The sequence below is a fragment of the Desulfobacter sp. genome, from assembly GCA_028768525.1.
In the GTDB taxonomy this organism is placed as follows: domain Bacteria; phylum Desulfobacterota; class Desulfobacteria; order Desulfobacterales; family Desulfobacteraceae; genus Desulfobacter.
In genome coordinates this window covers 4217454-4230242 of the sequence record CP054837.1, presented here as the reverse complement: position 1 = coordinate 4230242, position 12789 = coordinate 4217454, and the positions used below count along the sequence as shown (strand labels likewise).

The 12789-nt window shown below is 54.9% G+C and carries 11 protein-coding genes; 7 read left to right on the top strand and 4 right to left on the bottom strand.

The genetic code is table 11. The features are described 5' to 3' along the window. Window positions 1–31: 31 nt before the first annotated feature. Window positions 32–1579, bottom strand: a complete 1548-nt coding sequence (locus HUN04_18765) for a BCCT family transporter (protein ID WDP91632.1) — start codon at window positions 1577–1579, stop codon at window positions 32–34. A 357-nt stretch (window positions 1580–1936) separates the two neighbouring features. Continuing rightward, complete coding sequence (locus tag HUN04_18760; protein WDP91631.1) at window positions 1937–2656, bottom strand: FadR family transcriptional regulator; 720 nt, start codon at window positions 2654–2656, stop codon at window positions 1937–1939. Between the two features lie 283 nt (window positions 2657–2939). Between HUN04_18760 and HUN04_18755 the strand changes: the two genes are divergently transcribed. From HUN04_18755 to HUN04_18745, 3 genes are all read left to right on the top strand, one after another. Next, complete coding sequence (locus HUN04_18755; GenBank protein WDP91630.1) at window positions 2940–3317, top strand: 4Fe-4S binding protein; 378 nt, start codon at window positions 2940–2942, stop codon at window positions 3315–3317. A gap of 14 nt (window positions 3318–3331) precedes the next feature. After that, complete coding sequence (locus tag HUN04_18750) at window positions 3332–5230, top strand: aldehyde ferredoxin oxidoreductase family protein (GenBank protein ID WDP91629.1); 1899 nt, start codon at window positions 3332–3334, stop codon at window positions 5228–5230. Window positions 5231–5308: 78 nt separating this feature from the next. After that, the gene (locus tag HUN04_18745; protein ID WDP91628.1) at window positions 5309–5569 is read left to right on the top strand and encodes a hypothetical protein; all 261 of its coding nucleotides are present in this window, start codon (window positions 5309–5311) and stop codon (window positions 5567–5569) included. A 17-nt stretch (window positions 5570–5586) separates the two neighbouring features. On the opposite strand, the gene HUN04_18740 is transcribed toward HUN04_18745, so the two are convergent. Next, window positions 5587–6621, bottom strand: coding sequence for a galactose-1-phosphate uridylyltransferase (locus HUN04_18740; protein ID WDP91627.1), 1035 nt, complete (start codon window positions 6619–6621; stop codon window positions 5587–5589). Window positions 6622–6644: 23 nt separating this feature from the next. Then, complete coding sequence (locus HUN04_18735) at window positions 6645–7427, bottom strand: amino acid ABC transporter substrate-binding protein (GenBank protein ID WDP91626.1); 783 nt, start codon at window positions 7425–7427, stop codon at window positions 6645–6647. A gap of 210 nt (window positions 7428–7637) precedes the next feature. Here HUN04_18735 and HUN04_18730 point away from each other — a divergent pair, with 210 nt between their 5' ends. From HUN04_18730 to HUN04_18715, 4 genes are all read left to right on the top strand, one after another. Next, entirely contained in the window at window positions 7638–8405 is a 768-nt protein-coding gene (locus tag HUN04_18730; GenBank protein ID WDP91625.1) for a YkgJ family cysteine cluster protein, read from the top strand. A 78-nt stretch (window positions 8406–8483) separates the two neighbouring features. Continuing rightward, on the top strand, window positions 8484–9944 hold the full coding sequence (locus tag HUN04_18725) for a pyridoxal-phosphate dependent enzyme (GenBank protein WDP91624.1): 1461 nt from the start codon (window positions 8484–8486) through the stop codon (window positions 9942–9944). Between the two features lie 12 nt (window positions 9945–9956). Further along, window positions 9957–11135 (top strand): YgeY family selenium metabolism-linked hydrolase, encoded by a 1179-nt coding sequence (locus HUN04_18720; protein WDP91623.1) that lies wholly within the window; start codon window positions 9957–9959, stop codon window positions 11133–11135. Window positions 11136–11194: 59 nt separating this feature from the next. Continuing rightward, the gene (locus HUN04_18715; protein ID WDP91622.1) at window positions 11195–12571 is read left to right on the top strand and encodes an endonuclease/exonuclease/phosphatase family protein; all 1377 of its coding nucleotides are present in this window, start codon (window positions 11195–11197) and stop codon (window positions 12569–12571) included. Window positions 12572–12789: the final 218 nt, after the last annotated feature.

Sequence of the window (12789 nt, the reverse complement as noted above, 5' to 3'; positions counted from 1 at the left end):
TTTACTTCCTTGTTTTTGAATATGCCTTACATCAAGCCTCAACTTCATAAACTTTTTCTGCCGGCGTATATACCGGCTCGGTTGCCAGGGATTTAAAAAACGCTGCAATCATGATCACCATGAGGATCATGAAGGGGAACGATACCACAAAGGAGACGGTTTGTACGGCCTTTAGCCCCCCTGCCAGGAGCAGCATGGCCGCCAGGGTGGAGCAGAGCAGGCCCCAGAAAATTTTCAAAGAATTTTTCGGGTTCATATTGCCGCCGGAACTCATCATCCCCACCACAAAGGTGGCGGAGTCTGCAGAGGTGACAAAAAAGATGGAAACGATGACCATGGCCATGAGGGAGAGCAGGCCGCCCATGGGAAAATGTTCAAAAAGAACAAAGATGGCCGTGGTCACATCCTTGAAGGTGGCATCGGCGATACCGGCACCGCCGGCCAGTTCCAGGCTGATGGCGGACCCGCCCAGGATGGCGAACCAGATGGCGCAGAGCAGGGTCGGGGCCAAAAGGCTGCCGAATACGAATTCGCGAATGGTCCGGCCCCTGGAAATCCTTGCGATAAAGGCCCCGACAAAGGGCGCCCAGGTCAGCCACCAGGCCCAGTAAAATACGGTCCATGCCCCCACCCAGTCATAGCCGGCATGAGCCTTGACCGCACCGGAATTATCCATGAAAAAACTGAGCCAGACAATATTCTGGAAATAGTTGCCCAGGGATTCGATCAAACTCTGGAAGATATACTTGGTCGGGCCCAGGACAAGGACCAGGAGCATGAGGCCGAAGGCCAGGACCATATTGATATTGCTAAGGATTTTAATCCCTTTATTAATACCTGTAACGGCGGAAATAATATAAAGGACGGTGACCACGGCAATGATGATGATGGATACCGTGGTGGAACCGGGGATCCCATAAAGTTTATTCAACCCCGTTGCCACCTGCATGGCCCCCAGCCCTAATGATGTGGCCACGCCGAAGAGGGTCACGATAACGGCCAGGGAATCAATGCCCTTGCCGATGACCCCTTCAACCCGTTCCCGGCCGATAAGGGGTTCCAGAATCCAGGAAAGCAGGGCGGGATTGCCTTTCCTGAACTGGGAATAGGCCAGGAGCATGGCCACCACGGCATAGCAGGCCCAGGGATGGAGCCCCCAGTGAAACACCACGGTTCGCATGGCATCTGCAGCCGCTTCAGGGGTTTTGGGGTCGGCAAATGGAGGGCCTGCAAAATGATAAATGGGCTCGGCCACGCCCCAGAAGACCAAACCGATGCCCATGCCGGCGGCAAAGAGCATGGAAAACCATGCCATAAGGCTGAACTCGGGGGTTTCATCGTCTTTCCCCAGCTTGATATTGCCGAATTTGCTGAAGGCCATGGCAAAACAAAAAAGAACAAAGCCGGCCACACAGGTCAGGTAGGTCCATCCGAAGTTGCCAGTGAAAAATTTAAAAAGGCTGTCAAACACCCCTTTTACCCCTTCCGGTGAAATCATCGTGGCAATAATAAATACGGCACAGCATATCACTGACGTGAATGTGATGCCCCTGTCAATGGTCTGGGACTGATCCTGCATGTTACCCTCCTTGTTCTGTTGCCGGCGCTTCTGGACATAAGCGCCTTATGTAAATTGCTTTTATTCATATCCGGGGGATGATGCCATAAGACCCTTTATCCCGGCACCTTTATCCGTTCCGGATGATCATACGATTAACTCCTTGCTGCTCAACTGTTCAGAACTCATTAACTCCATACTTCACTATGTCCTTAAATCATTAACTAATGATTGTCAATATTTTTTTATCCAAAAGATAACCAGCGTAAAATAAAGAAGATACGGAGGATCCAGGAAACTAAGATGGGACGGCAGGCCGGACCGTCACCGGGAAAAAGAAAGGGGCATGACCGGTGACGGATGGTTTCAGGAAAGGGGTTATTTGGTACTTAGAAACTCTTTGTCAATCTCATCATAAACGATATTGATGTGGCGGTTCATACATGCTTCGGCCCCAGGGGCATCACCGGCCTTGATCCGGGCGATGACCTCCCTGGCCGTGGTCACCGCCCGCTCCACGGTAAAGGGCAGTGCGATATTCAAAGAATCGCTCATAAAGTTGATATGCCGGTGGGAGCGGTCCACCAGAAGCTTGACCATTTCGATAATGGCCTTGTTGTTGCTGGCTTCGGCCACGGCAATGTGGAACTGGAAATCCACCCGGTAAAAGACCTCGGTGTCATTGAAGGACTCATCCATATCCCGGCCGAGCTGTTCCAGTTTTTTTATATTTCCCTTATGGGCGTTTTCTGCGGCCAGTTTTGCCGCGCCGCATTCCACGATTTCCCTTGCCTTTACCAGCTCGGCCACGGACATGGCTTTCAATGCCTTTTCCAGCCGGGCCTCCTGTTCAGGATCCCTGGGAGGCTGCTCGGAAATATAGGTGCCCTTGCCACGGACCACATTGACATGTCCCATGACATCCAGGATTTTGATGGCCTCCCTCACCGACCCCAGCCCCACATTGAACATCTTGGCCAGTTCCCGCTGGGAGGGGAGGACCTCGCCGGGCTTAAGTTTTCCGGACCGGACCTGGGAGATGATTTCCTCCACCAGGACATCCGGTGCCGAGTTTATTCTGACTGCGTTAAATTCCATTGTCTATCCGTCGAATTAAGATCATTTCCATAAGAGTTCATAACTGCATGACTCCGGAGCGTAATACCATGGTATACCATAACAGCTTACGGGTAAACAGCAATAGAAAACTTCAATTCACAGGGCCACAGCCATCATATCTTTCAGTCTAAAAAACTTATGGCATGAATAGTTTTCATACAACACCATGAAAACAATGCGTTTTACACGGCAGACAGACCTTTGCTACCCTGGGCACCAGGGTTAAAAAGAAGTGTAAAAACAAGACCATGAGGAGAGGGGTATGGGACTTCAATTCAACAATGATACCTGTTCCGGGTGCAAGGCCTGCGAACTGGTCTGTTCACTGCAAAATCTGAAAAAGGTCAATCCGTCAAAGGCCCTTTTGAATGTGTCCGGAAAATTCCCGGTGCCGGGAAAATACTTTGTGGATATCTGCGACCAGTGCGGGGCCTGCGCCGAGGCCTGCCCGCGGGGGGCCATAAAACTCAAAGGCCAGACCTACCGCATTGACCGCAAACTTTGCGACAACTGCCTGGAATGCGTCGGGGCCTGCCCGGTCCATGTCATCAAGGTGGATGACGACGGCACCCCCCACAAGTGCATCAACTGCAAACAATGCGTCGAGGTCTGTCCCCGGGACGCACTGACATTTTCCTAAAACGGGAGGCTCTTATGCTATACGGATATGCAGGCTTTTGCCTCAGAATTGATTTGAGTACCCAAAGGGTTGAAACAGAACCCCTGAAATCCGACTGGGTGGACAATTACATCGGCGGCCGTGGATTTACCGCCAAAATCCTCTATGATGAAAACCCGCCCGGCGTAGCCCCCTTTGATCCGGAAAACCGGTTCATCATCGCCATGGGCCCTTTGAGCGGGCTTTTCCTGCCGGCTTCGGGCAAAACCCATTTTGCCACCAAATCCCCGGCCACCGGCGGATACGGGGACTCCAACATGGGCGGCCACTTCGGGGTGAACATGAAATATGCCGGATACGATGTAACCGTCCTCAAGGGCCGGGCTGAAGCCCCCTCCTATATCTTCATTGACAATGATACCGTAGAAATCCGGCCGGCAGCCCAATACTGGGGCAAAGGTTCCACCGTTGTGGAAGAGGCACTGAAAGAGGAACTGGGGGAGGATTTCCAGATCCTGACCATCGGCGAGGCCGGGGAACGGCTGGTGAATTTTGCCTGCATCTCCCACGACTTCGGCCGCCAGGCCGGCCGCATCGGCATCGGCGCCGTCCTGGGGTCCAAAAATATTAAAGCCATTGCCGTCAGGGGGACCAAAAGCATCCCGGTATTCGATCCCAAAGGGCTGCTCAAAAAGGGCAAGGAGACCTATGCGGCCTGCCGGGAAAAACCGGGTTTCACCGGCTGGACCCCCGAGGGTACCTCGGGCATCACCAATTGGTGCAACGATGTGGGGGCGCTGCCCACCCGGAATTTCAAGACCTCCAACTGCGACTATGCCGACAAGATCAACGGCCGCGCCATCCTGGATGAACTGAAAATCACGGACAAGGGCTGCTTTGCCTGCCCCATCCCCTGCGGCAAATACGGCCTGGCAAAAACCAAACTGGGCAATAAATATGTGGAAGGCCCGGAATACGAGACCCTGTCGCTTTTGGGCTCCAACTGCGAGCTGTCCGACATCCACGGCATTGCCCACACCAACTGGGTCTGCGATGAACTGGGAATCGACACCTGCTCTGCCGGCGTGGTGGTCAGCTTTGCCCTGGAATGCTATGAAAAGGGACTGATCTCCAGGGAGGAGATGGGCATGGACGTCAAGTGGGGGGATCTGGACTCCATTGTCCACATCCTGGAAATCATTGCCCGGCGGGAGGGCATCGGGGATGTCCTGGCCCGGGGCGTCCGGGAGGCCGCCGACATCATCGGCCATGATTCCAAAAAATTTGCCATCCATGTCAAGGGGCTGGAGTGGACCGGATACGAATCCAGAAACGCCCCGGGCATGATGCTGGGATACATGACCGCCGATGTGGGGGCCCACCATTCCCGGTGCTGGGTCCTGGGCTCCGATGTGGCCACGGCCGTGGGCGGGAACAAGGATGCCACGGTCCACGATCTCATCTCCGGCGGGGCGGATTTTGCCGCCATCCCCAAGGCCGACCATAAAAACGTGGTTCCCCTGGTCCTCAAATCCCAGCACCTGCGCCCGGCCTTTGACATCCTGGGCACCTGCCGCCTCCAGTACATGGAAATCGGCCTGGAAACCAAGTATTATGAAGAACTCTACTACTATGCCACGGGAAAAAAGCTGGATTTTGACAGGGACCTGCTGAAACTTTCCGAAAAAATCTGGCATTTAAACCGGATGTTCAACGCCCGGGAGATTCCCGACTTCGGCCGGAAATACGATTATCCCCCGGCCCGGTTCACGGAAGAGCCGGTGCCCAGCGGCCCCAACAAGGGCCACTTGGTCACCATGGATGTCATCGAAGAGATGCTGGATGCCTATTATCTGGCCCGGGGGTGGGACGCCAACGGGATTCCCACAAAAGAGACCATTGAAAAGTTTAATCTTCCGGCCCTTGCCGTTTAAGGGCCTGAGAAGGACAGGTGCCCGGCCCTTCCATTGCCTCCGGGCCGGGCGCCACTTCATTATTTCAAAGGAGGAGCCATGATTACCATCACCCTGCGCCTCTCCGAGAGCCTGCTGTGCATCTTCCGGGACAACGGAGACCCCAGGCCTGAATCCTGCAAAATTCAGGTGGCAGAGGGCACCACCGTCAAAGAGATACTGGCCGGGCAGCACATCAGTCCCCTGCTGGTTCCCATGATCTCCTTTAAAAGCGGCAGCGAAAACAGGCGGCTGGAAACGTCCGCGGCCATCACATCGGAAGGGGTGCTCACCCTGTACGGTCCCCTGGCCGGGGGCTGAACCCGGGTGCAGCGGCGTCAACCACCCTGCCAGAACCGCCCGGCCGTCTCGGCCACGGATTCGGGCAGGGTAAAGGTGGCCATTTCGCCGGAAGCCATTTCAAATCCCGTAAAATCACTTCTCACCCAGGGGGCATAACTGGGCCTGGCCGTCAGCGACACCCTGAGGCTGGGACAAACAGGCCCTGTTTCCACTGAGATAAGGGCAAGGTTGTAGGCATTTCTGTTCAGGCTCCTATAAAATCTCTGAACATTGAGCACCCCTTTTGCCAGATCCTCCCAGACCTGATGGGCATCAGGGTTCCGCAGGGAGGCGGCCTGGACGCAAATCCCCCAGATTTCATAGAAGCCCGACGGGGCAAAGGCGGCAATCCACTCCCAGGATCCGGTACTGCCGATATACCTTTGCCCGGCCTTTTTCTCAGCATCAAGCAGATCGGAGATGATACAGGTCCCGTATCTATCCAGGTGCGCTGCGGCCCGGTCTGCCAGGGCCCTGTGGCGGTTTGATATCTGCCGGGTGGCATGGACCTGGAGATGGGGATGGACCAGGGAACCGCCGGCGCCGGGCAGATGGTTCTGGGTGATGGACATGTAAACGGCATCGGTATCGGTTTCCATGACACGGCTCAGATATTGGGAACAATTGATGAAACTGTCCCGGTAAACCGCCGGCTCCGCCGTACCGATCTCAACATGGTGGGTATTGTCAAAAAGAGAGACGGCGGACCATTCGGTGTAGGGAAACAGATTGGGAAAAAGGATGGAATCCCTGTAGTACATCCGGCCGGCCCTGCTTATCTCAGGCGCAAGGCACGGGGTCATTGCCTCAAGATTCGGGGCACAGAAGGGGCATTTTGTTTCATCCAAGTCTGCGTTGGGCGGCGGATGCAGCATCCCGGTTCCCCGTTCGTTTTCAAGGGCCCGGCTCGGGGTGATCCTGCATTGAGTCAAGGTGACCGGATCTGTCCGGACCTGCTGTACCCGCTTAACCGGTCGGCCGGATGCGTCCAGAAAAGAGGCAACAAGGTCGGTTTGTTTAAATTCGATCACTTGCCCCCCTTAAATCCTGGCAATCAATCGGACCGGCCCAGGTGGGCCGCCGTAATTTTCGAATAAAGGCCTTCGCCTTCCATTGCCTTGAGGTGGCCGGCAATGGTCCGGGACAGGGCGTCCTTGTTTTTCAGACGCCCCTGTTTTGAGAGTACAAAATATGCGCCGCCCCGGGCTTTGACCGGCCGGGGGAGGTAGGTGATCCGGCTGGCATATTTGCTCAGCTTGCTGTCGTTGTTCAATTTATAGAGGGTGACCTCCAGGTTGTTCACAAAAGCATCATATCTGCCCTTGATAAGAAACTGGAATACGCCTGCGGATTTAAAGACTTCCTGGATCTGTATTTTTCTGGCGGCCACGGCACGGTCAAACTCATCCCCCACCGAAAAGCCGGCTTCTATCATTATCCTTTTTCCGTAAAGGTCACTGACAGTGGTGTAATTGAACTCTCTGCCTTTTTCCACAAAAAGAACAAAGGTGCTGTAATGGATGGGGTGGGTGAAAATGGCATAGGATTCACGTTCATCGGTTTTAAAAAGGGACATGCCGGCATCCAGCTGGCCTTTTTTCAGGTTGGTCAGCAGGCGTTTCCAGGGCATGAGGCGGATGTCGAACTCAACTCCTATACGCCGTCCCAGTTCCCTTGCGATGTCCACATCAATACCTGCAGGCCGGCCCTCTTTTGAGAATGAAAACGGGGCAAAATCATCATCCACGCCAAGGGTCAGGGTTTCCCGACATTCAACCGGCGTGCAGGCGGCACCGATAACGGCGAGGATGCATATCATCCGGATCAGAAAGGACATTGAACGCCTCCGTTAAGTTTATCCATATTGGGTGACTCTTCGCAGAGTAACAGAATTCCAGATACGGGATCAAGGAAAACCCGATATCCCGGGTCTGTGTGCAAAAAAAAATGGACATTTAAACCGATGACAGGTAGATAAAATCCGGTTGCCGGGCAGTTGCGCCCGTATGGACCAGAACAGATAAACCCAAGGTTAAACAGAGGTACCATGAAGAACAATTCGCCTGAAGCCGCCCACGGCAGCCCCCTGGGCAAGGACACCTTTAATTTCATCTGCAATGACACCGTCCCCTGCTTCACCCGCTGCTGCCACGATGCAGACATGCTGCTCTACCCCTATGATATCATCCGCCTCAAGCACCACCTGGGCATGGGATCCGAGGAATTCCTCGTCACCCACACCGTCACCGCATTCAGGGACAATCCCAATTTTCCCTCTGTAATGATGAAAATGACCGATAAAGAGGGACGCCCCTGTCCTTTTCTGTCGGAAAACGGCTGCACCGTCTATGAAAACAGGCCCTATTCCTGCCGGGCCTACCCCCTGGAACCGGCCCTCCACGGGACCGGCGATGACGGGTTCGAAATCACAGCCTTCCTGGTTCGCCATGACCATTGCAAGGGCCATGGCAGGGGAGAGGCGTGGACGGCGGACCAATGGATGGAAGACCAGGGCATGGCAATGTATAACAAATACAACAGCGCCTGGGCACGGGCGGCGTCCCTGCTTTACAGCCAGGCCCCCCCGGGCGTCCCCGGGGCCGACAATCCCACCATAAACATGGCCTACATGGCCAGCTATAACATGGATTCCTTCCGGCGGTTTGTTTTTGACAGCAGTTTTCTCAAGCGGTTTAAACTGCCCAAAAAACGCATAAAGACCGTGAAAAAAGACGATACAGCCTTAATGCTGCTGGGATTCGACTGGATTTTAAACTTTATCGGGGGGCAGGGGCCCCTGAAGACTAAAAAATAAGTCCATGCGGCGGCTGCCCCGCCTTGTGCAAACGGGGAAACGAAAGACGCGCCAACAAGGAGCAAAGGAGATAAAAACGTGATTGACCTGAGTGTGAACCAAGGGGTGCTGGAAAAGAATATCGCATTCTGCAGGGAAAAAAATATTGTCCTGCCCACCTTTGCCATGATGAAGGACCCGTCAAAGGCGCCGGAAAAAATTAAGGCGCGGCTGCAGGAAACCGGCCTATGGGATCTGGACAGCGCCAACCTGTTCAGGATCACCTGGAAGAACGCCCCCACGGCCGCCAACGGCCTTTTCGGCGCCCCCAACCACATCCTGCTGCCCCCGGCACTCACAGGCTGCCGGGCCAATATCATCATGATGACGGGCAAATGGTTTCCCACCGGGGCCCATAAGGTCGGCGCCACCTACGGGTGCCTTGCCCCCAGCCTGGTCACGGGCCGGTTCGATCCCCAGGCCACCAAGGCGGTATGGCCGTCCACGGGCAATTACTGCAGGGGCGGGGCCTATATTTCAGCGCTTTTGTCCGCCAATGCCGTGGCCATCCTCCCCGAAGAGATGTCCAAAGAACGGTTTGAATGGCTGGACAAGATTGCCGGAGAGGTGATCACCACCCCGGGCTGCGAGTCCAATGTCAAGGAGATCTTTGACAAATGCGGGGAGCTGAGGGCCTCGGGGGACGATCTTACCATCTTCAACCAGTTTGACGAGCTGGGCAACCCCCTCTGGCACTACACCGTCACCGGCAGTGCCGTCCAGGAGGTGCTCAACCACCGGATGCCCGGGGACGGAAGGTTTGCCGGCTATGTCTCCTCGTCGGGCTCCGGCGGCACCCTGGCCGCAGGGTACTACCTGAAAAAACAATTTCCCGGCTCAAAACTCATCGCGGCCGAAGCCCTCCAATGCCCCACCCTGCTCAATAACGGATTCGGCGGCCACCGCATCGAGGGCATCGGGGACAAGCATGTGCCCTGGGTCCACGACTGCAAAGAGACCGATTTTGTGGTGGCTGTGGACGACGAACTGCCCATGCGGCTGCTCAGGCTCTTTAACGAGGAAAAGGGGCGGCAGGCCCTTGCGGACAAGGGGGTTGACCCGGACCTGGCGGACCGGCTGGACCTGCTGGGCATTTCAGGCATCGCCAATATGGTTGCGGCGGTAAAATTTGCCAAATACCATGAGTTGACGGAAAAAGACTATATTGTCTCCATTGCCACGGATTCCATGGAACTTTACGGGTCCCGGCTGGCCGAACTGGCCGACGGCCTGGGCGCCTATAACCATATCGATGCCCGCATGGACATCCAGCGCCTTGACGACGTTACCATTGACCAGATGAAAGAACTCTCATATTACGATAAAAAGGCCATCCACAATCTGAAATACTATACCTGGGTGGAGCAGCAGGGAAAAGATGCCCAGACCCTCAACGCCCAGTGGTACGACCACGACGAATACTGGGGCGCCACATTTGCCAAGGCCGATGAAATTGACGCCCTCATCACCCGGTTCAACCAGCGGGTGGGGTTAATTTAAAGGAGACGCCAGATGGATCAGATAAATACCGCAGTGAATGCCATGGAGCCGGAACTCGTTACCTTTGCACAGGAACTGGTGAGGATCCAAAGCTACTCCGGAGAGGAAAAAGAGGTCATTCACCATATCAAAGCCAGGATGGAAGCCCTGGGTTACGATGAGGTGAAAATTGATGCCATGGGCAATGTGCTGGGCCGGATGGGTTCGGGCAGCCATGTCATCATGTTTGATTCCCATGTGGATACGGTGCGGGTGGACGAAGAATCCCAGTGGGACCACCCGCCCTTTGGCGGAAATATTGTTGACGGCAGGCTCTACGGCCGGGGGTCGGTGGACATGAAATCAGCGGCCGCAGCCTCCGTTTATGCCGGTGCTGCGGCCAAAAAGCTGGAGTTGCTCAAGGATAAAACCCTCTATGTCTCCTGCACCGTACTGGAAGAGGACTGCGACGGCGAAAACCTCAAGCACCTCTTTAAAGAATTCAATATCCGGCCCGACCGGATGATGATCTGCGAACCCTCGGGGAATAAACTGGTCACCGGTCACAAGGGCAAGGCCCAGATCAAGATCACAACCCAGGGGGTCTCGGCCCACGGGTCCGCCCCGGAAAAAGGGGTGAATGCCATCTATGAAATGGCCCAGATCATTAAGCGCATCGAGGATACAAGCAATGCCCTGCTGGCGGCACCGGACACCTCCGGCACCATCGTGGCATCGGATATCTGCAGTAAAAGCGCCTCCCTGAACGCCGTTCCCTTTGAATGCCAAATTTACCTGGACCGGCGGCTTTCCATGGGGGAAAACAGGGAAACCGTTGAAAAAGAGATGACGGCCGCCGTTGCCGGAAAAAAGGCTGACTGGGAGATCGGAACCCTGACCCGAAAAAGCTGGACCGGAATGGAGATTCATTACGAGCCCATCCACATGCCCTGGGAAATCGACAAGGACCATCCCCTGTTCCATTCCTGCGTCAGGGCCCACCGGGCATTGTTCGGTTCCGATCCTCAACTGGACTACTGGGACTTCAGCACCAATGCCGTCACCACCACGGCCATGGGCATCCCCACCATCGGGTTCGGCCCCGGGGAGTACAAACTGGCCCATATGGTCAACGAAAACTGCGAGGTACGCCAGATCATAGATGCCTGTAAATTCTATACCGCCGTCATCGGCACCCTGGAAGGGACCTAGGCGCTGTCTGCGGCACACCGCAGATGCCATTGGATCGAACCTGAAGAAAGGAGAATCAGATGCCGTTTTATACCAGACTGGCCTCAAAGAACCGGGGCGATGCAAAAAGAAGACGAACGGTGGAGCGCCTGATCGCATTGAGGGCCTCCCTGGCCAAACACTTAAAGGAGAGCGGGTCTGCCGGGGACCGTTCAAAATCCGTGCGCATCTGCACCTGGAACCTCCGTGAATTCGGCGGAAACAAGCATGGGGGCAGGGATTATGAATCCCTTTACTATATTGCGGAAATCCTTTCTCAGTTCGACATCGTCGCCCTGCAGGAAGTCAGGCAGGACCTGGAAGAATTCAACACCCTTTTAAAAATCCTCGGACCGGATTGGGATTACCTGGCAAGCGATGTCACCCCGGGCCATTCCGGCAACGGGGAAAGAATGGTTTTCCTTTTCAACCAGAAAAAAGCATTTTTCAGACATATTGCAGGCGAACTCACCCTGCCCGGCGGTGCAAAGATTCCGGCCTCATTCGGTGAACGGGTATTGCTTAAAAACGGCTGCACCCTTCTTCTGCCGGAAAATACAGATCTCTCGGGCGAATATAAGGCAAGGACCAAAACCAGCGGGTCAAAGGTTAAACTGGACCGGGACCTGGAAATCAAGCTCCCCCGGGGATGTGCGCTGAGCCTTCCCGAAGGATGCGCCCTCAGCGTACAAAAAAACTCCCTCATTGAACGGCCGAAAACCGGGATGGCGGCCCTTGAATTTCCTGGCACCGCCATTGAATCCACCGCCAGCCAGGAATACGGGGTCCGGTTTCCCGGGGGCTCCATAGATGATTCATTCAAACAATTTGCCAGATCCCCCTACATCGTGTCATTCCAGGCGGGATGGCTGAAACTGGTCTTCTGCACCGTCCATATCTACTTTGGGGACAACGACGACCCAAGGCTGCTTGAACAGAGAAAGGCTGAGATCAGGGCATTGACCACCTCATTGGGGGACCGTGCCAGGCAGGAATACGAAGAAGATCCGGAGAACCGCACCTTGATGGGGGTATTGGGTGATTTCAACATCATCAGCAAAACACACGAAACCATGGCGGCCCTGGAAAACAACGGATTTATTGTTCCAAAAGAGTTGAAAAAAATTCCCGGCTCCAATGTCAAAAAAGACAGGACCTATGACCAGATTGCCTTCTGGGAACCGGACCGCAGCCGCGGATATGCCAGGCTGGACATTCTTGCCGCCGGTGTGTTTGATTTCTTCCAGGAGGTGTACCGGCACTCGGATGCCCCGGTCTACAAAGCTGAAATGGGGGCAACACGCTCATCATTTGACACCTGGCGGACTTACAAGATGTCAGACCACCTGCCCATGTGGGTGGAGCTGCGGACCGATTTCAGCGACGAATACCTGGAAAGATGCGGGGACACGCCCTGATGAACCGGCATCGGAGGCAGCCGCACCAAGACAGTAGAAAACCCACGCACCTGGGATAGGGTTGCAAAAAACAAAAGGATGAGCCGTGCGCAACAAAGACCTGAACATGGAAACCGTTCTGAGCCCGAATTTCAGTTACACCCCGGTCCTGCAGGCACGGCCCGGTAGAACTGCTCTCCCAGGGACCAGGGCCAAAAGAAGTGAACGCCAAAAAATTT

Coding starts and splice junctions, on each gene's coding strand:
- HUN04_18765 (WDP91632.1), bottom strand. CDS start 1,579: ATGCAGGATCAGTCCCAGACCATTGACAGGGGCATCACATTCACGTCA.
- HUN04_18760 (WDP91631.1), bottom strand. CDS start 2,656: ATGGAATTTAACGCAGTCAGAATAAACTCGGCACCGGATGTCCTGGTG.
- HUN04_18755 (WDP91630.1), top strand. CDS start 2,940: ATGGGACTTCAATTCAACAATGATACCTGTTCCGGGTGCAAGGCCTGC.
- HUN04_18750 (WDP91629.1), top strand. CDS start 3,332: ATGCTATACGGATATGCAGGCTTTTGCCTCAGAATTGATTTGAGTACC.
- HUN04_18745 (WDP91628.1), top strand. CDS start 5,309: ATGATTACCATCACCCTGCGCCTCTCCGAGAGCCTGCTGTGCATCTTC.
- HUN04_18735 (WDP91626.1), bottom strand. CDS start 7,427: ATGTCCTTTCTGATCCGGATGATATGCATCCTCGCCGTTATCGGTGCC.
- HUN04_18730 (WDP91625.1), top strand. CDS start 7,638: ATGAAGAACAATTCGCCTGAAGCCGCCCACGGCAGCCCCCTGGGCAAG.
- HUN04_18720 (WDP91623.1), top strand. CDS start 9,957: ATGGATCAGATAAATACCGCAGTGAATGCCATGGAGCCGGAACTCGTT.
- HUN04_18715 (WDP91622.1), top strand. CDS start 11,195: ATGCCGTTTTATACCAGACTGGCCTCAAAGAACCGGGGCGATGCAAAA.